Source organism: Methanosarcina soligelidi (genome assembly GCF_000744315.1).
Taxonomy (GTDB): Archaea; Halobacteriota; Methanosarcinia; order Methanosarcinales; family Methanosarcinaceae; genus Methanosarcina; species Methanosarcina mazei.
In genome coordinates this window covers 1,260,776-1,278,572 of the sequence record NZ_JQLR01000001.1, presented here as the reverse complement: position 1 = coordinate 1,278,572, position 17,797 = coordinate 1,260,776, and the positions used below count along the sequence as shown (strand labels likewise).

Here is a 17,797-nt window from a genome sequence, read left to right as displayed (position 1 = left end):
TAAGCCAGTATGTATGAACACATATTTAAAAAAATAATAAATAGGAAAAGGGAAGAGGAAAAAATCCTGCTTTTCCGGGCTTGCATATCCAGTTTACTATCATTCCTGACGGTTACCTCTTAATGACCATAATAGCACTGAAAAGAGCCACAATAAAGACCAGTGCCGTGAAGACTGTCGAGTAACCTGCATCCTCAGTGTTTTCAGCACCTTCAGCATCCTCGTCTTCAAGGTCTTCCGCATCATCTGACTGAGAAACAGGCTCTTCTGAGCTAACAATATCCCCATCATCCTCACCAGCCAGGCTTGCTTCTGAACGTCCTCCGGCTTTATCAGAGGTTTTAGAATCAGCAGTCTCGTTCTTATTCACGACTCTGGCTTCACCTGTTGAACCGCTGCTTCCTCTTGATTCCGTTCCGCTGACACTGGAAGAGGCGGAATTGTTTATGTCAACTTCAATGATCGAGCCCGGTTCTTTACTTTCAATATTTTCGATATTAGAAACGGGAATCCCGGAACTGGCTTTATTTCCATCGACATAGAGCTCCACATCCCCTATGTTGGTGTAGTTTTCAGGAGTCATATTCAGGTACAGGCTGTATCTACCCCCCTCCCCTACGGTACTTTTTGCAATCAGCTCACCCTCATAATATGCCGTAATTTCACAGCCTGCTGAAGCAGGTTGTCCGTTTAAATCCATCTCGCCCTGCAGGATGAGAGGCAGATCGGGAGCATCTCCGATAGAATCATTATCTTCAGATAAAGCGGTCGCATTTACAGCTGCAAATATAAACAGCATAATCAGGCTTAAAATAAGCAATCCGAACTTTCGGCACTTAACCAAAATTATTTCCCCCTACTTCACTTAGCTAAATGTATAGCTTATGAAACCACTACTCTGGCCTGACCCCTTTTTGTTCAAACAGTGAAGACACCACAGTTTCTCTTAAAAAATGACCTTTCATAGCAGGTTTCTACTTTCAGGCAGGATTTATCTCCTGACAATACCCATAAATATCTGATTTGAAAACACTTCCTTCCTGGCAATTCAAGAAGGCAAGAATTATCGAGTAATAATATTATTAGATAATATATATAGCAATATATTAAAAAATATTAATTATTTAATAATAATCAGGCGAACCCCGTATTTATATCAGGCAAAATTAACTCTAAAACCCCGTTTTCAGATTCAATATTTAATTGGAAAATATAAATCAATCGAATGATGAAGTTACATGTAACGTTACATATAACGATAGAACTGAAGAAAACAGAAAATAAAAAAAGGAAAGGAAAAAATGGAAGTAAAAAATGAAAGGAAAAAATGGAAAATAAAAAGAGAAAAAAAATTAAGCTAAAAAGAGAAAGAAAAGAAAAAAGAGAAAACTTTTTTACTCTTTTTCCTCGTTTTGTATTCTTCTTCACTTTACTGTATTTCCCTACCAGAGATCTATTTCCTGATTCTGGTTTACTATCTGGTTTTTGGTTACTAGCTGGTTTTTGATCCGTCGCCCTAATTTGTTTTGGTTCACTCTCATGTTTTGGGTTCATTGCCTCTCAGCTCTAAGAAAAGCAAAAGCTGCTAACCCTGTTAAGAGTACGGAAATAGCTCCGAACCCAGGCAGTGACAGCTTATTTTCTTCGGATTCAGCATCTACAGGCAGGTCTGTATATGTAACATAGTTGGAAATCGAAACCCCTGTAAAAGCCGGATCTTCTCCATAATATTTCACAAAACTGGCAAAAAGGTTCTGTATTTCGAGCCTATCTGCAAATCCTTCTTCTACGGAAATCTCGATTATTCCTTTTGAATTCGCACCTCTTACCTCTCCCATATCGGGTGCAATATTATCCACAATATCCGACATGGAGGTAAGGTCTTTATTTCCACGGTCGTAAGCCCTGACAATGAAGAAGTCTACCAGAGGAGAAATAGTCTCAACCTCAGATGCAGTATGACCGGGTGGCAGGCTTGCTGATACGGATATGTTTTCTCCGGCTTTTTCATGGGCAAGATCAAAAATAGGCTTATAGTCCATACAGCTGTTTTCGGAACCTGAATAAGGAGAAGTTTTCACGCAGATATTGATGCCGTCGAAAGGCGCAAGTGACTTCTCATTATAATCAAGAATCGCATTAAGAGAAACACGGGAAATGCTCGGAGCTGTTTCTGATGTACAGTTGAGCTCTTCAAGGAGAACTGCGTGCACAGATATTCCTTCCTCATGAGCCATTTTTACAAAACGCTCATACTGCCAGACATCAGGACCGTTCATACTCAGGAAAATAGTATCAATTCCCGAAGCTTCAAGTTCCTTTACAAGTGCGGGGAAATCAACACTGTATGGGGAAGAAAGTTTGATTCCTGAAACATTAACATTGTATTTCGGGAAACGAGTTTCCCGGGTTTCAGTATTATTTCCGCTCCGGCTTTCCTGAACCTTTACTGCTTTTTCCGGGGCTTCGTCAGTATCTGAAACCTCAGGTAAAACAGTTTCATTTTCAGGAGTAATGCTTGATTCCGAAGATGTGTTTTCGGATTCGTAAACATTATCAGTTTCAGAAGTATTATCTTTGGCAGAGCTTTCAGTCTCTATCTGACCTGAGGCGAAACTGACAGCTGGCTCGGATTCAACAAATTTGCGGACAAAAGCGTAGTCCACAGCCATATAGCCTGTGTTCTTCGAGGCATCGGAATAAGATTCTGCATAAAGATAAACGCGCATAGGGAAGTTTGTAATGTAATCACTGGAAGAATAATCCATCTTTGAATCGCGGATTCCGTTATTATACCAGGCTACACTGCGCGTGTCGTTTTCTTCGTACCAGGCAACTCCCGAGGTGTACCACTGCCCTTCAGGGACACGGACGTCAGTTTTGTCAAAGGAATTGTACCTTTCTTTTCTGTAAGCTGTCTCCCAGCCCACCCGACTTTCACCGGCAAATTCGGTCTTATGCGTGATTTCATTTTTTCTGCTGCTTATCTGGTCTATGAAACCCTGTTTCAGGAGAGGGCCCCTTTCATCTTTTCCTGTGGTAACTTTCATTCTTTTGACGACAAACATGGAATTAATATCAAAGCTTTTTTTGGAATAGATAAGAGAAGTATCATAAGCGTGAGGCTTGGGAACTGTTACTTTACATGTGCCGTTACTGACTTCAATAAATCCTCCGCCTGATTTTTTGGAGTCCCATACAAGACCTTTGAGCTTTTCCCCCTCAAAGCCATCAAAGAATTCAAAGGTCCTGCCTCCATTACTCACTGCCTCAGCGTCAGGATCTCCGCATTCCAGAAGGAGTGCTGTATCTCTATTCGCAGGTAGAGAAGGTATTTTAACCCAGACAAGAGCTTTTTCGGCTTCCGGGTCCCAGGATTCGATCCAGTAATTAAGTGATTTTCCTCTGGAAGAAAAACGCAGGTCAGAACCATCCGGTTTTGCCTGTGAGAAATTGAAGTTAGAAGAATTCAGGAAAATAGGAACCTGATAACTTGTTAGATCTTTTCCGGAATTTTCAGTAATTATGATCTTCTGGGAATAACCTTCCGTATTATTTACTGTGGATAGGCCAAAAAGATCATTCGAACCAGCCAGGGAAATGCCTGTTATCAAAACAAAGAAGAAAATAAAAATAATCCCACATGTGATCAATCTCTTTTTCATTTTTAGCATCCTCTTTTAACCCTTTAATAAACAAAAAATGTCATCAGGACGTTCTAAGGAATATAAATGATATCATCTATTTTACCTAGAGGTATTAACCCACAAACAATAAACCTTTTCATAAATACTTACACAGAATAATATTGAAAATAATAATAATAAGTTATATAAAAATTTAGAAAAATAAAGAGAAGAAGAAAAGAAAAGAAGAGAAAAAGAAAAGAAGAGAGGAGAAAAAGAGAAAAAGAAGGGAAGAGAGGAGAAGAAGAGAAAAAGAAGGGAAGAGAGGAGAAAAAGAGAAAAAGAAGGGAAGAGAGGAGAAAAAGAGAAAAAGAAGGGAAGAGAGGAGAAGAAGAGAAAAAGAAGGGAAAGGGAGGAAAAGAAGGGAAAAAGGAGATAAGAAGAAAATAAAACAAAAAGAGAAACAAATATAAGAAAAGAATAAAGTTTGAAAAGCCCGAAATGGTAATAAAGAATACACACAATTACAGTTTTTCATGGCTCTTTTATCCAGCAATGAACTGAGAAAATTAATAAAAGCAAATCCCCCTTTACTTGAAAACGCAGTAGACACCGAAACCCAGATACAGCCAAATGGGCTTGAGCTCACCCTGAAAGAGATAAAAACAATAGAAGGTGCGGGAGCTGTTGATTTTGACAATTCCGAAAGAAAAGTTCCGGACGCAAAGCCCCTGGAATTTGGAAAAGACGGATGGATCCACCTTCCGGAGGGGATTTATAAAGTTATATTTAACGAAATCGTCAATATTCCAATGAACCTTGCTGCAATCGCAAAACCAAGATCAAGTCTTATTCGGTGCGGGGCAACTCTTGAAACTGCAGTATGGGATGCAGGTTACAGGGGACGAAGCGAATCCATGCTTGTAGTTTATAACCCTGCAGGCTTTAAGTTGAAGAAAAACGCCAGGATAATGCAGCTCCTTTTCTATACACTTAATACCGAAGTAGAGGAAGGCTATTCTGGAGTTTACCAGAACGAAAATACAAACTGAATTTATAAAAAATATGGAATAAAATAACTAAAATTGTAAAAGAATTTGAGGTAGAATGACTAAAATTATGAGAAACATGCAGTAAAATGACTAAAATTATGAAAAAATACGCAGTAAAATGATTGAAATTATGAAAAAGCATACAGTAAAATAACAGTATTTTGAGGTCCTGAGCGGGAATCTTTCGAAAATATATAGATAAAGTATATATTACCTGATTTGTATATCACAGCCTATGAGTACTATAGGAAAATCCGTAAGGATGGAGCGTATTTTCAACAGGAATACAGGTAATGCCATTATCATACCCATGGACCATGGAGTTGGTGCAGGGCCCATATCAGGACTCACAAACCTTCAGGAGGCTGTAAACAGGGTTGCAGAAGGGGGAGCAAATGCTGTTTTAGGACACATGGGGCTTGCAAAGCACGGGCACAGGGGCTATGGTCACGATGTAGGCCTGATAATCCACCTTTCAGCTTCAACCTCACTTGCTCTTGACCCGAACCATAAAGTTCTTGTAACAACCGTTGAAGAAGCCATAAAAGTGGGAGCAGATGCGGTTTCCGTTCATATAAATATAGGAGCTGAAGACGAGTTTGAGATGCTGCAGGGTCTTGGCTATGTAGCTGGAAAGTGCGACGAATGGGGTATTCCTCTCCTTGCAATGATGTATCCGCGAGGGAAAAAGGTCCGTTCCGAATACGATGTTGATGTGGTAAAGCATGCAGCACGGATAGGCGCTGAGCTTGGAGCAGATATCGTCAAAACAAACTACACGGGAAACCCGGAAACTTTCAAAGAAGTTGTCAACGGATGCCCTGTACCTGTAATTATTGCAGGAGGTCCTAAAATGGGCTCGGAAAAGGAACTTCTGGAAATGATTGAGGGATCTCTTGAAGCGGGCGGGCGTGGTGTTGCCATAGGAAGAAACGTATTCCAGGCAGAAGACCCGACAGGTCTTGTACGCAGAATTTCAAAAATAGTCCATGAAGGCATGACTGCGGAAGAAATAATAAAAATGGGTAAAAATGCCTGAAAAATGAAAAAATTAAAGCAACCAGGGAATCAACTAATTCTTAAAGTTTGAGACTTGATTAAGATTCATATAGTGAATCTCAGGAACGGGAAATTTACATCTCAGAAAATTTCCTGTTAACCATTCGAGTGGAAATAGAGAAGAGGTTACAGTTTAGAAGAATTGTTCTTTTTAATACACAAAGAACATAATTAAAGATTTCACTTTATGATTACAATTAAATTTCAGAAAAATTAAAAATAACAGAATAAAAATTTTAATTTAAAATTCCGTATTCTCTCGGCCATTCCTAACCCTCCGGCAATTTTCGCCAACCTCTCTTTTTTCTGTTCCTTTAAACTTGATAGCTACTGAGAATATACAGAATATCATCTAACTGACTTTAATAAAAATAATTAGATGCCGGTTTCCTGACAATGAGAATTCCTTTCTAAAAAGACCCGGGATCTGTATTGGAAGATTGTCAGATCCAAACTATATTTCTGTATATGCCATTTAAAGAATATTGAATTTACATGTAGATTCCAGTGGAAATCCGGGGCTTTTTTGGATTCTATCGGAAAGCAGGTATGAAACAGATATTATTAAAGAAGTTAAAATAAGGAAATCAGTGAAAAAATAAGTGAGACTCGGGATAAAATAACATGAATAAAGACCTGACAGGAAGAGTGATTTGAGAAAATCAGAAGACTCTTTAAGAATAAGACTGCGAAGAAAGGCTTCTGCTGGCGAAAAGTAATGAGAAAAGAAAGGGAAAACCCTGTTTGAAGAAAAGAAAATCCGGAAAACAACTGAAAAAATACATAGTGAAAAACGAAAAGTTATAGATAAGGAATAACTAGGAATATTGAAAAAAATAAATTTACGAAAGATTCCAGTGGAAATAAAGGGGTTTCTCTCAGAAGAAAACAATAAAATAGAAAAAATTAAAAATAATTTTTGAAATTATAAAAGTAAAAGAATAAGCGAAAAATTGAAAATTAAAAGTCAGACAATGGAACTCAAAAAAGACTGTTCTCCAAACCGGACATACATTTTTTATACAGAACTTGCCTGAATCAGAAATCCACGAAGGGCACAAGATCACAGCCCGTGCATTTAAGGCACATCGTCATTGCAAGTGAGGGATCAAGCCCGTACTTCTTCAGGATTTCAGCTTCCATTTTCGCAAGTCTCAAAAGGCGTTCAGGAGAAGGACGTTCTGTAAAACAGTCTCCTGACCTGAGGGGATGCGGATTTACCGGGCGCAGGACAGGAATTACGCCTATCTTTGCAAGAGTTTCGACTCCTTCCCTTACAGAGTCATCACTTTCCCCAAGCCCTATAATAAAATTGCTGAAGACCCTGTTTTTTCCGAAAACTTCCACAGCTTCTTTAAGCCGACCCAGGATGTAATCAAGAGAAAGGTCCCCACAGACCTTCTGGAAGATCTCTCTGTCCATGGTTTCAACATTGTATTTAACCTCGGCAACCCCGGAATCATAGAATTTCCGGGAACACACCTCTGTAGGATATACTGAAACCCCTATGGGGACATTGTATTTTTTGAGGGCGGGCATAAGTTTGAGCACACGTTCCACTTCATCTTCAATTGAGGTTTCAACGCCTGAAGTAAGGGAGATGGCTTTTAGACTTCCCGCCTTCATGACGTCATCCACTATGCCCAGGACTTCTTCATCAGTTTTGACATGTCCCTGGAGTTTGGGCACAGGGCAGTATTTGCAGTCAAAGATGCACCTCTCGCAGAGAGTTATAAAAGCCTGATCCGGACAGTGTGCAGGGGCAGGTTCAAGTTTTCCCCTGACAAGTTCTTTTCCTTCGTACAGAATCGTGACTGTTCCATCATCCCCTGCCGCTTTAATGGAAAGGGGAGAATTTTTATTCACACTGAGCCTGACCCGTTTATCTCCCGCCCTGAAAAATACTGAGCTTGTGCCTGCTCCCGGGCCTGCAGTAGAGCCCCGGTCCCTGGCAATAAGTGAAGGGTCCACGGAAACGGAGCCTGTTGAGATAAGAAAAGCTTTTAATTCAGGTGTAATTTGTGTGCATTGCATAAAATGTCCCTCAGGAAGAGATTTTTTTCCCTTAGTTCCAGTCTTTTTTGATCTTCACGAGATAGTATATAAATTCTTCTGAAAATATAATTTTATCAGCAAGAAGCAACAAATGAAATAAAGAGCATTTTTTCATTATACATTAATTTAATATTGAAGAATAGAAAAAAAGCTTTTTTTTCTCACAAAATAGAGAATAAGCACATATAAATAAAAAGAAAATCACTTAAATTTTTAAAAGAAATCAAGGAGGAATAGGTGTTATTTTAAAGAAGTGGTTTTCAGTACTTATAATACTAATGTGTGCCATTTTTGCCGCTTCTTCGGGGTGCAGTGAAAACACCGAAGAAGATATGAATGTGCCTGAAGAGTCAGCCGAAGACAGCGAAGAAGAGTCTCCTGATGAGGATGAAGAAGTAAAAGTTGAGATGGAATCTACCGGAGATTCCAGTAACTGGTGTGCTGTGGGATCTTCCTGGAAATCAACAAACCCCCAGACAGGTGAAGAAGTTGAAATGAAAATCACAGGAATGGAAACCGTTGACGGAATTCCTATGTGTAAAGCAGTTTATGAGACAAACATCGACGATGAAGATTTCTCCAAAATCGAATATATGTGGTCAGAAAACGGGGAAACTTATTTCTGGACTGCTTATGATAAATCAGGAGAGGTAGTTTCCGAAATGAGCATGAAAGACGGCAAAATGAAAATAGTTGATGAAGAAGGCAATGTAATGGAGTATTCACAGGGACAATAAAACGATAAAGAAAAAACAATAAAATATAGAGATTGCGATAAAGAACTGAAAATTGTGCTAGATTACCAGCACTTTTTATTTAATTAAATTTTTTGATTTATTATATTTTTAGTGATTCTTTTTTAGTGATTCGTTTTTAAGATATCATCTTCATAGTTTAGGAAGAATTGAGTTGAATTTCTCTTCTCACAAGCAATTATATTCATACCCGTTATTTTAAAATTTAATAAGAATTTTGTTTGAGTAGGGCAGATGTTTTTGTTATTACAGGATTTTCAGAGTATTATTCTTAAGCGTTATATGAATCCGATAATATGAGTCAAATGGATAAGGATTACAATGATGTATTAATGACATACAAATCAAATAACATTATGTGTTACATAAAATTACAAAAGTGTTATATACAAAGAATACGTAGTATAGCTTGCGTTCTCATCCCTTCAACACCCCACAAATAGCACAAGATCTACTCCACACAAGAAAGGGATAAAAGAAATAAAGAAACTAGTTAAACTCGCAACCCGTGAGTTCAGTACCTCAATATCTCTTCCCAGATAAAACAAAAGCATCTCTTAATGCCGTTCGGAACTTCCAGGTTTTTGGATGGGAACGCAAACCAATTTTTAAAAATGTTTACAGAAAGGCGCTCTTTTACCGGAGAAGTCTTCACACACTTTTTCAGGATTTGCAATATTGAATTAACAATCTCCAATTAATAATATTAATTGTCAGTCCTATTGACAGCTTCGAGTTAACAACTTTTTTTAATTGGCACCTTTTATTGATAGCCTCTTATTAACAACCTTTTTTAATTGATAGCCCCGGGTTAACAACCTGTTTTAAAATGACGCTTACTTTAATTTTGCAGTTCTTCCTGCCCACTCAACCTCTTCTTTCCTGCATACAGAAAAATAAAACTCCTTAAACAAAATCAAAATAATTATATATTAACCATTCTGATTTTCAAAAGATAGTTTTACAGAACAGGAGATCGCGAATGATGGAAGAGAAAGACGAAATTGACCTTTTTCTGGATTCCCAGGTAAAAACCGAGAAAGAAATACTGCAGGAAAAATGTGAGAAAACTTATAATGCAGCATCCAACCAGACCAGGAGAGACATAATGAGGACGGTTTGTTTTCTGGGAAAAAAGAAAGAAGAACTTCTTAAAGAAACCGGTCTTGATGAGGCTGCTTTAAGGTTCCATATAGAAATTCTGATAAATAGTGATTTTCTTTTTAAGGACGAAAAAGGTATTTACAGGCTAACGGAACTCGGACTTAAAGTGCTTCCAAAGCTTTGAAAATTTCTTCCGGCATGGTTTACCGGAACCCCTTTCATTTTGAAAAACTTATCCGCAAACCAGAATTTATTTTCTTCAGACACATCTCTTCTCAAGCATATCAAATTCGTGCGCAATAAAAGGAAAAAGCCTCTATATTAATCGTTTATGAGATATCTCCGCGGAGGAAGGGCTTACCAATTTTATATATATAAGCAAATATATTGTATTTGTCAGCCAGACACAATCTATTTTCAGGCAATGAGGACAGGAAAAACATGAAAGTCATGATCATAGGAGGTTTTCTCGGAAGCGGGAAAACAACTGCAATTCAGAGAATTAGCAGGCAGCTCAGTGATGCCGGAAAACGGACAGCGATTATCGTAAACGAAATAGGAGAAATAGGGCTTGATGGAGATACGCTTAATAGCCCCGGAATCACGACTCGGGAACTGACAAGCGGCTGCATTTGCTGTACATTGAAAATAAGTATGCAGTATACACTTCAGACCCTTGAAGAGGAGTTCAGGCCTGATATTGTAATTATCGAGCCAACAGGAATTGCTTTTCCCGGGCAGATAAGGGAAGAAATCGAGGTAATGGGGCTTTCCGAGTTATCCTTTTCCCCTGTTGTGACCCTTGTGGACCCGGGTCGTTTCGGCACCGAGGCAAAAGAAATTCCAAAGTTTATCGAGACCCAGGTAAAGGAAGCTGAAATCCTGGGCATAAATAAAATGGACATCGCTCCTGCAGAAATCGTCAGGGCAACAGAAAAGATGCTTGCGGAACTGAACCCTGAAGCCAGAGTCCTGAAGTTTTCAGCAAAGCTTGGAGACGAACAATTTGAAGATCTGTTAATCCATCTTGCATTGCCAGGGATTGAGAAACCTTCTCAGGAAAAGAAAAACTCCATTGAGATTTCTGAAGTCTCGGCCCATTCGGTTCTCTATACTCTTAAATCCGGCGTGCAGAATCCTGAGGAAGGCAGGCAGTTTATAGAAGGGAGCCTTCAGTCGATAAGGGACAGAGTTAAGGAAATTAACCCTGATTTTATAGGGCATGTAAAACTTTCCATGAAACTCCCTGACTCCATAATTAAGGGCAGCGTTACTTCTTCCGGAGAAGCCCCGCAGGTGGAGTTTATTCCCCGCAAAAATGAAAATCTTGAACTCAGGCTGCTCTCCGCAATTACAAAGGTCCCGAAAGTCAGGCTTATAGAAATAGTAGAAAGCTCTCTTGAAGAGAAATTAAGGGAATCAGGTATCTCGTTTGAGAAAAAGGAACAGCAGCACGGCACGCTTACGAAGATAAGCGAGATCACAAAAAAAGAAGTTAGAGTGGAATAAAAAAGCCCGAAAAGGAAAGACGAATACCAGTAGAAGTAAAGTTTTAATCAGTGAAGGAAACAAAAGGTTAGAGAAACTGATATACTGAAAAAAAGCGGAGTTAGAGAAGCTGATACTGAAAAAGGAGAGGAGTCTCAATTATGCACGATGAAATTGACGAAATTGATACATATTTTGCTTCCAGAGGAGAAATTACAGAAGGCGAAGCTGTCAAAATGGAACATATTATGATGGAAAAAGTTTCCATAAACCCGGAAAGAAGGAAATTACTTAGGACAGTTGGGGTATTCGGGAAAACTGAAAAACAGCTAAAGGAAGAGTCAGGTCTGACAGATTTCTTCTTTAAGTTTCACATGGATTTTCTGCTTAAAGAAGGGCTCCTCAAGCTTGATGATGAGATTTACCGTCTGACGGAGATGGGAATCTCATTGCACGATTCCGTATGCTGAAAGCATATTTTCCCATATTATTTCTTATGTTTTTGTTTAAACGAATGTTGATAATAATGAAACAAGTGAACTACCACCCAGCTAAAGACTGAGTGGCTTCCTGAGTCATCCTTTCTCCCATTGGAGGCAAGTCGTGCAGGCTCTAGCCCCTCGTTCCGAAGGTGAAATAGATATGAGCGTGAGGTTGTACTTGAGATGCTTATAGCTACCGTCTTTCCACGGCTTAATCCCGATCCCTTCAGGATGATTCTTGCCCTGTTATCCAACTCCCCGATGTTCAAACGTTACCTCGCTTGGTTTTCGCTTTGAAATTCGGCAACGTTCTTAGGAACTGTGAGGTTGTGGTGACAGCAAAATCTAATATTAAAAACGTTTTGAAGATACTTAATAACTTACAGAATCTATAACGGATAACAGTTTGGAAGTTGACGCTTAGATCTCACGAAGCTAAAGACTTCGAGGTTTTACGCTTCTTCCTATAAACCAGGGTTATTTATCAAATATTTCTGGTTTATCTGCAACTAATTCGATATGCCCGCATTTTGGACAAACATAGGTGTTTACGCCATAAACTTTACGATTAAAGCCTTTCTTTATTTCTTCTACTAAAGCATAGCCACCATTTGAACTTAATGAAGCGTTTTTCATTTCTACATTACAATTTGTACATTTTCTTTCCATGATTACTTCTTTTCATTTAACTTTATTAGTTATGCCTGGCATAAGGCAAACCTTTGCCCCTGCCTGTTCAGTGCATTAATTATAGCATAATGCCATAACGGAATCAAACATTAACATTTACTAAAAACAGAGCCTTTCTTATACATCTACACAAATACAAAACAAAATTTTGGAAGCGTAAGCCTTAGCTCTTTACGATTCTTGAAAAATTGCTTTTTGCTAAAAAGCGATAAGTTTTTATGGTTATCTGAATAATGGCGTTATGATCATTTTTTCGATATTCTATGGAAGTTTCAAAAACGCCCCGATATAATTTCCTGGTACATATCGAGCAAACAAAAAGGAGTGAAAAAATATGCCAGCATTAGTAAACGCAGATGAATGTTCTGGATGCGGAACCTGTGTCGACGAATGTCCCTCTGAAGCAATCACCCTCGATGAAGAAAAGGGAATTGCAGTTGTTGACCAGGATGAATGTGTAGAGTGCGGTGCATGTGAAGAAGCATGCCCGAACCAGGCAATTAAAGTAACGGAATAAAAAAACAGAGATTGAGATGGAATAACTTTTTATTCCATTCTTTTCTTTTTCTCTTTTATCAAATCATTTCTTATCTCTCCGGAGGTAGCTTTTTAGATGGCAGCAGTTAAAGCGGGTATTTTAGGCGCCACTGGCGCTGTAGGGCAGAGATTTGTAGAAGCACTTGCAAACCATCCATGGTTTGAGATCACAGCCCTTGCAGCATCCGAAAGGAGCGCCGGCAAAACGTATAGAGAAGCGGCAGGCTGGAGGCTTGACACAGCCATGCCGGAAAGTGTCGAAAACATAGAGGTTGTTCCTGTAGACCCAAAAACAGTTGATGCAGATGTGGTCTTTTCAGCTCTTCCTGCAGACCTTGCCCTTACAGTGGAATCCGAGTTTGCAAAAGCCGGGTTTGCAGTTGCAAGCAATGCATCTTCCTACAGGATGGAAAAAGACATCCCTCTTGTAATCCCTGAAGTAAACCCCGAACACCTGGGGCTCCTTGAAGTCCAGCAGGATACAAGGGGCTGGGACGGATACATTATCACTAACCCTAACTGCTCCACAATTGTCATGACAGTTACCCTGAAGCCCCTGATGCAGTTTGGGCTCGAAACCGTACAGGTCGCCACAATGCAGGCGATTTCCGGAGCAGGTTTCTCCGGAGTTGCAGCCATGGCAATCTATGACAATGTAATCCCCTATATAGGAAGCGAAGAAAAAAAGATGGAAACTGAAACCTTAAAGCTCCTGGGAGAATTCAACGGCTCAGAAATCGTGCCTGCAGATATGAAGGTCAGCGCTTCCTGCCACAGGGTGCCTGTAGTTGACGGGCACACGGAAGCCATCTGGGCAGGCATGAGAGAAAACCCCACGCCTGAAGAAGTAAGGGAAGCCTTCCTGAAATTCGACCCAAAACTTGGAGAACTCCCCTCAGAGCCGAAAAAAGCTCTCATAGTGCGGGACGAAGTAGATAGACCTCAGCCGCGCCTTGACCGCAACATGGGAAAAGGCATGAGTGTCTCAGTGGGGAGGATCAGAGAAGGTATCCGATACATCGCAATGGGGCACAACACGATCCGCGGAGCTGCGGGCGCGAGTGTCCTGAATGCCGAGCTTCTTCATTCGATGGGCAAGCTCTGAGTTGATAAAACTTTTAAAGAGCGATAAAAAGCAAATTATAATCGCATAAATCGAAAGAAATAGTGAAGAATAAGAATAAGAAGTAAAAAGCCCGAAAACCGGGACTTTTACTTTTCTTCAAAAGTCTCTGTTTTAAATTTATTTTTATAAAGTCAGAGATTGATTTTTATTTCTCCCGGAGTAATTTTCCAAATTTCCCGGTTTCCGGCAGTATTCAGGAAAACAGCTTCCTTGCAGCCTCTTCTGCCCTGCGCATAACCTCTCTTACAGGAACTCCGCTGGTTTTTGCAATTTTTTTGCAGTCTTCAAATTCCGCAGAGATATTGAGAAGAACCCCTTCCGAGTCCCTGGCGATTTTGACCGCAGTTTCAAATTCCTGACCTTCAAGATCAATTTTTATCCTTTCAATATTTCGGGAAGCTGTTAACCTGTGCCTGGCCGGCATGACTCTTACTCCAAGAGACCCTGTTTCAACTATTATTTTCCGGGCAAGTTTTGCGCTGTCTTCGGGCTTTGCAATAACCTTGATAATATGGGCAGGCCTGCCTTTTTTCATGGTTGCGGGCAAAATCGCAACATCCCTGGCTCCCATTGAAAGCAGTTCATCAAAGAGGTTGCCCAAGACTTCTCCACTCACATCGTCAGCATTGGTCTCAAGGACTTCGATTATATCAGGAACCAGATGAGAATCAGGCTCGATCAGCACTCCCTGGAGCACATTGGGCCCCTGGAGCTCGGCATCCCCTGCGCCGTATCCCATGGCAACTGCCCTGCCCTGAGGGAAATTTTCAACAGGCTTTGCAAAATGCGCAAGAATTGCAGCCCCTGTTGGAGTAAGCAATTCCCTATTCACATTCCCTCCCCTGAAATAGAGCTTTCCTCTCCTGAGAATCTCAAGGGTAGCAGGAGCCGGCACAGGTAGGGTCCCGTGCGCACATTCTATTGTTCCACTGCCCACATTGATAGGGGTGCAGTAAACCGAATCACAGTTAAGGGAATGAATGGCCGCAGAAGAGCCTATAACATCGGCAAGGGCATCGCTCTGCCCCACCTCGTGGAAATGAAGCTTTTCAATGTCAGGCTGCCCATGAACCGCAGCCTCTGCTTCTGCCATTTTCAAAAAAATGTCAAGGGCACTTGCCTCTACTTTTGGAGGCAGTTTTGACGCCTTTACAAGATCCACAATTTCAGGGTATGTCCGGAAGTGCTCTTTTTCAGGCACATTTATGCGTACATCCAGGGCTTTGATCCCTTTTTTCACAACCTCCCTGATATTCACGGATACCGGTGCCGAGGATTCGATTAATTCCTTTACATCCCCCCTGTCAGCCCCGAGGTCGAGGGCACATCCCAGAATCATATCTCCGGCTGCACCTGAAAAAGGGTTAAAGACCAGTGATTTCATAAATTTCCTCCCTGAATTTTACTTTTGAACTCGTCCTCGTTCGTCGTTTTCAAGATATTATTACTCTCCGGTTTCTTCCTGTTCCGTTTCTTCAGTTATTTTCCCTTCTCCGGCAGCAGCAATCATATTGGCAATCCTTGCCGCATAAGCCCCTGCAACGAATCCAGCATCGATATTTACCACTGCAAGGGTCGAGCAGGACTGAAGCATTGACAGAAGAGCCGCTTTTCCACCGCCGCCTGCCCCGTAACCTGTGGATACCGGAAGCCCTATTACCGGTACATCAACAAGCCCTGAGACTATGGTCGGAAGTGTTCCTTCTCTTCCGGCTGCAACAACAATCGCGCCGGGGTTCCGGAGCTTGAGCTTCTGGAGTTCAGGGATCAGCCTGTGGATCCCGGCAACGCCTACATCATATACAGCAATGGTTTCGCAGCCCATTTCGGAAGCAATAGTCCTTGCCTCTTCTGCAGCAGGGATGTCTGCCGTACCTGCGGATATGACTCCAACAACTCCTCCTGTGCGTGGAGCAGGAGTCCCGTCGTGAACAACCACCGTACGTGCCCGACTGTTCCATTCGAGTTTATCATCACCAAAAGCTTTCATTAAGGCTTCCACATGTGATGTAGACGCGCGGGTAACCAGGGCTCTTTTACTTTTTTCTACCATAACCCTGGCAATCTCGACAACATCCTCAGGCTCCTTGCAGTCAGCAAGAATCGCCTCTATTACACCGGTCCTTGTTTTCCTGTGAGTATCCACTTTAGCTATGTTAGAATAACTGACAAAACCCAGACTCCGGACATGCTGTTCCGCAGTTTCGAGGTCGATTTTCCCTTCTTTAACAGCCTTCAATATATCATTAAGATCCATGCGCCACCCTTAATCAGAAGAATTGAATGCTCTAACAATAAACAGCTTAAATATCAAATTATCAGGCAATAATTATTGGTTTGGAGGCTTTTTAGAGTTTCGTGCTATACTCGTCTAGATTATTTTTATAATTATCTGGGTTATTGCTTTGTAATTTGAGATAAAATTAAACATTCTAAAACTGAATGAGTGTATGAGTGTAATTAACTGAATCTGGGTATAAGCAGCGGAAAAATGGGGATATTGTTTAATTGTTTGATAAAAGTCAGCTTAAACAATACCTTCATTTTCTCTTTTCAGCACTTCGGATTGCTTCTACTTTAAGTCTACTTCTTGAATATCTGTTTTGCTATGGCAACTCTCTCCTCCAGGTCGGACCCTTCAAGCTCTTCTACAACGGATTCAAGAATCGTTGGGATATCAAGGTGCTGGGGGCATTTCTCAAGACATTCTCCACATTGTACGCACAGGGATGCAAATTCAGGCTCTCCACCGGATAGTACCCCGCCCAACCTTGCAGCATACATGAACTTAGTCTCGTCTGCATTGCCGGACATATATAGAGTATTGTACGTTTCGAAACATAATGGAATATTCACCCCTTCCGGACAGGGCATACAATATCTGCACCCTGTACATCCTGCTTTCATAAGTTCACGATATTTCCGCTCTACTTTCTTTACGAGCTGTATTTCAGCTTCAGTAAGAGAATTCGGGTATGCTTTGTCTGCTACTGCGAGATTCTCTTCAATATGTGTTTCTTCATTCATCCCGGAGAGAACAACCGTGACCTCTGGGTGGTTCCATACCCAGAGAAGAGCCCATTCTGCAGCGGTCCTTTTTGTAGAAGCTTCATCCCAGATCTCCTGGACAGCAGGAGGGACAGGGTTTGCAAGGTACCCTCCACGGAGGGGTTCCATAATGATTACTCCAAGGCCTTTTGAAGCTGCATATTCCAGACCTTCAGTGCCTGCCTGGTTCTTTTCATCCAGGAAGTTGTACTGGATCTGACAAAAGTCCCAGTCATAGGCATCCACTATCCTTTTGAACTCATCTCCCGAGCCGTGGAAGGAAAAACCTGCGTTAATTATACGGCCGTCAGCTCTAGCTTTGTCAAGAAAATCGGCTATACCCAGTTTTTCAATATAATCCCACAGGTCACCAACGAGAGCGTGGATGAGGTAATAGTCGATGTGGTCAATATTAAGTTTCTTCAGCTGAGCATCCAGAAACTTATCCATATCCTCCCGGCTCTTTATAAGCCAGGAAGGAAGCTTTGTGGCAAGTTTAACCTTTTCTCGATATCCGTCAGCAAGAGCACGGCCCAGGAAAGGCTCGCTCTGTTCCATATGATAGGGCCAGGCCGTATCGACATAGTTTACTCCGTGGTCGATTGCATAACGTACCTGCCTGGTGGCTCTGTCTTCATCTATACTACCGTCTTCTTTCATCGGAAGGCGCATGCACCCGAATCCAAGTATAGAAAGTTCATCTCCGTTCTTGGGCATTTTTCTGTAAAGCATTTTTAGTTCTCCTGAATTTTTAAATTGTTTTGCCCGTTTTTGA

At 40.9% G+C, this 17,797-nt stretch carries 16 protein-coding genes; 9 read left to right on the top strand and 7 right to left on the bottom strand.

Annotated elements, in window-relative coordinates:
* Window positions 1-112 precede the first annotated feature (112 nt).
* On the bottom strand, window positions 113-844 hold the full coding sequence (locus M886_RS05615; protein ID WP_048050835.1) for a hypothetical protein: 732 nt from the start codon (window positions 842-844) through the stop codon (window positions 113-115).
* A gap of 483 nt (window positions 845-1,327) precedes the next feature.
* Between M886_RS05615 and M886_RS18600 the strand changes: the two genes are divergently transcribed.
* A complete protein-coding gene (locus tag M886_RS18600; protein WP_054869790.1) occupies window positions 1,328-1,507 on the top strand; it encodes a hypothetical protein in 180 nt (59 codons plus the stop codon).
* A 43-nt stretch (window positions 1,508-1,550) separates the two neighbouring features.
* Here the strand turns inward: M886_RS18600 and M886_RS05605 are convergent, their stop codons facing one another.
* Window positions 1,551-3,665, bottom strand: coding sequence for a DUF2341 domain-containing protein (locus M886_RS05605; RefSeq protein WP_048051649.1), 2,115 nt, complete (start codon window positions 3,663-3,665; stop codon window positions 1,551-1,553).
* A 497-nt stretch (window positions 3,666-4,162) separates the two neighbouring features.
* On the opposite strand from M886_RS05605, the gene M886_RS05595 reads away from it, so the two are divergent.
* Together M886_RS05595 and M886_RS05590 are read left to right on the top strand one after the other, a co-directional pair.
* Window positions 4,163-4,678 (top strand): deoxyuridine 5'-triphosphate nucleotidohydrolase, encoded by a 516-nt coding sequence (locus M886_RS05595; RefSeq protein ID WP_011033571.1) that lies wholly within the window; start codon window positions 4,163-4,165, stop codon window positions 4,676-4,678.
* Window positions 4,679-4,913: 235 nt separating this feature from the next.
* Window positions 4,914-5,717 (top strand): 2-amino-3,7-dideoxy-D-threo-hept-6-ulosonate synthase, encoded by an 804-nt coding sequence (locus M886_RS05590; RefSeq protein WP_048041178.1) that lies wholly within the window; start codon window positions 4,914-4,916, stop codon window positions 5,715-5,717.
* Window positions 5,718-6,775: 1,058 nt separating this feature from the next.
* Here M886_RS05590 and M886_RS05585 read toward each other — a convergent pair.
* Window positions 6,776-7,771: a radical SAM protein gene (locus M886_RS05585; protein ID WP_048041179.1), complete on the bottom strand. Its 996-nt coding sequence runs from the start codon at window positions 7,769-7,771 to the stop codon at window positions 6,776-6,778.
* Window positions 7,772-8,070: 299 nt separating this feature from the next.
* Here M886_RS05585 and M886_RS05580 point away from each other — a divergent pair, with 299 nt between their 5' ends.
* The 4 genes from M886_RS05580 to M886_RS05565 all read left to right on the top strand — a co-directional run bounded on the left by M886_RS05580 (window position 8,071) and on the right by M886_RS05565 (window position 11,609).
* Window positions 8,071-8,529, top strand: coding sequence for a hypothetical protein (locus M886_RS05580; RefSeq protein ID WP_048041180.1), 459 nt, complete (start codon window positions 8,071-8,073; stop codon window positions 8,527-8,529).
* Between the two features lie 1,000 nt (window positions 8,530-9,529).
* Complete coding sequence (locus M886_RS05575) at window positions 9,530-9,835, top strand: hypothetical protein (RefSeq protein ID WP_011033567.1); 306 nt, start codon at window positions 9,530-9,532, stop codon at window positions 9,833-9,835.
* Between the two features lie 257 nt (window positions 9,836-10,092).
* Window positions 10,093-11,160 carry a CobW family GTP-binding protein gene (locus tag M886_RS05570; protein WP_048041181.1) on the top strand — a complete coding sequence of 356 codons (1,068 nt, stop codon included), beginning with the start codon at window positions 10,093-10,095 and terminating at the stop codon, window positions 11,158-11,160.
* A 140-nt stretch (window positions 11,161-11,300) separates the two neighbouring features.
* Entirely contained in the window at window positions 11,301-11,609 is a 309-nt protein-coding gene (locus M886_RS05565; RefSeq protein ID WP_011033565.1) for a hypothetical protein, read from the top strand.
* Between the two features lie 489 nt (window positions 11,610-12,098).
* Here M886_RS05565 and M886_RS05560 read toward each other — a convergent pair whose 3' ends face one another.
* Window positions 12,099-12,290 (bottom strand): hypothetical protein, encoded by a 192-nt coding sequence (locus M886_RS05560; protein WP_048041182.1) that lies wholly within the window; start codon window positions 12,288-12,290, stop codon window positions 12,099-12,101.
* Between the two features lie 355 nt (window positions 12,291-12,645).
* On the opposite strand from M886_RS05560, the gene M886_RS05555 reads away from it, so the two are divergent.
* Window positions 12,646-12,828, top strand: coding sequence for an indolepyruvate ferredoxin oxidoreductase subunit alpha (locus M886_RS05555; protein WP_015411957.1), 183 nt, complete (start codon window positions 12,646-12,648; stop codon window positions 12,826-12,828).
* Between the two features lie 96 nt (window positions 12,829-12,924).
* On the top strand, window positions 12,925-13,953 hold the full coding sequence (gene asd, locus M886_RS05550; RefSeq protein WP_011033563.1) for an aspartate-semialdehyde dehydrogenase: 1,029 nt from the start codon (window positions 12,925-12,927) through the stop codon (window positions 13,951-13,953).
* Window positions 13,954-14,167: 214 nt separating this feature from the next.
* On the opposite strand, the gene larC is transcribed toward asd, so the two are convergent.
* The 3 genes from larC to M886_RS05535 all read right to left on the bottom strand — a co-directional run bounded on the left by larC (window position 14,168) and on the right by M886_RS05535 (window position 17,754).
* Window positions 14,168-15,358 carry a nickel pincer cofactor biosynthesis protein LarC gene (larC, locus tag M886_RS05545; RefSeq protein WP_048050834.1) on the bottom strand — a complete coding sequence of 397 codons (1,191 nt, stop codon included), beginning with the start codon at window positions 15,356-15,358 and terminating at the stop codon, window positions 14,168-14,170.
* Window positions 15,359-15,418: 60 nt separating this feature from the next.
* The gene (gene larB, locus M886_RS05540; protein ID WP_011033561.1) at window positions 15,419-16,231 is read right to left on the bottom strand and encodes a nickel pincer cofactor biosynthesis protein LarB; all 813 of its coding nucleotides are present in this window, start codon (window positions 16,229-16,231) and stop codon (window positions 15,419-15,421) included.
* Window positions 16,232-16,557: 326 nt separating this feature from the next.
* Entirely contained in the window at window positions 16,558-17,754 is a 1,197-nt protein-coding gene (locus M886_RS05535) for an aldo/keto reductase (protein WP_011033560.1), read from the bottom strand.
* Window positions 17,755-17,797 lie beyond the last annotated feature (43 nt).

What these genes read in the sequence shown, in the direction of transcription:
- M886_RS05605 (WP_048051649.1), bottom strand. Translation starts at nt 3,665, where the DNA reads ATGAAAAAGAGATTGATCACATGTGGGATTATTTTTATTTTCTTCTTT.
- asd (WP_011033563.1), top strand. Translation starts at nt 12,925, where the DNA reads ATGGCAGCAGTTAAAGCGGGTATTTTAGGCGCCACTGGCGCTGTAGGG.
- M886_RS05535 (WP_011033560.1), bottom strand. Translation starts at nt 17,754, where the DNA reads ATGCTTTACAGAAAAATGCCCAAGAACGGAGATGAACTTTCTATACTT.
- M886_RS05595 (WP_011033571.1), top strand. Translation starts at nt 4,163, where the DNA reads ATGGCTCTTTTATCCAGCAATGAACTGAGAAAATTAATAAAAGCAAAT.
- larB (WP_011033561.1), bottom strand. Translation starts at nt 16,231, where the DNA reads ATGGATCTTAATGATATATTGAAGGCTGTTAAAGAAGGGAAAATCGAC.
- M886_RS05575 (WP_011033567.1), top strand. Translation starts at nt 9,530, where the DNA reads ATGATGGAAGAGAAAGACGAAATTGACCTTTTTCTGGATTCCCAGGTA.
- larC (WP_048050834.1), bottom strand. Translation starts at nt 15,358, where the DNA reads ATGAAATCACTGGTCTTTAACCCTTTTTCAGGTGCAGCCGGAGATATG.
- M886_RS05565 (WP_011033565.1), top strand. Translation starts at nt 11,301, where the DNA reads ATGCACGATGAAATTGACGAAATTGATACATATTTTGCTTCCAGAGGA.
- M886_RS05590 (WP_048041178.1), top strand. Translation starts at nt 4,914, where the DNA reads ATGAGTACTATAGGAAAATCCGTAAGGATGGAGCGTATTTTCAACAGG.
- M886_RS05585 (WP_048041179.1), bottom strand. Translation starts at nt 7,771, where the DNA reads ATGCAATGCACACAAATTACACCTGAATTAAAAGCTTTTCTTATCTCA.
- M886_RS05580 (WP_048041180.1), top strand. Translation starts at nt 8,071, where the DNA reads ATGTGTGCCATTTTTGCCGCTTCTTCGGGGTGCAGTGAAAACACCGAA.
- M886_RS18600 (WP_054869790.1), top strand. Translation starts at nt 1,328, where the DNA reads ATGGAAAATAAAAAGAGAAAAAAAATTAAGCTAAAAAGAGAAAGAAAA.
- M886_RS05560 (WP_048041182.1), bottom strand. Translation starts at nt 12,290, where the DNA reads ATGGAAAGAAAATGTACAAATTGTAATGTAGAAATGAAAAACGCTTCA.
- M886_RS05570 (WP_048041181.1), top strand. Translation starts at nt 10,093, where the DNA reads ATGAAAGTCATGATCATAGGAGGTTTTCTCGGAAGCGGGAAAACAACT.
- M886_RS05555 (WP_015411957.1), top strand. Translation starts at nt 12,646, where the DNA reads ATGCCAGCATTAGTAAACGCAGATGAATGTTCTGGATGCGGAACCTGT.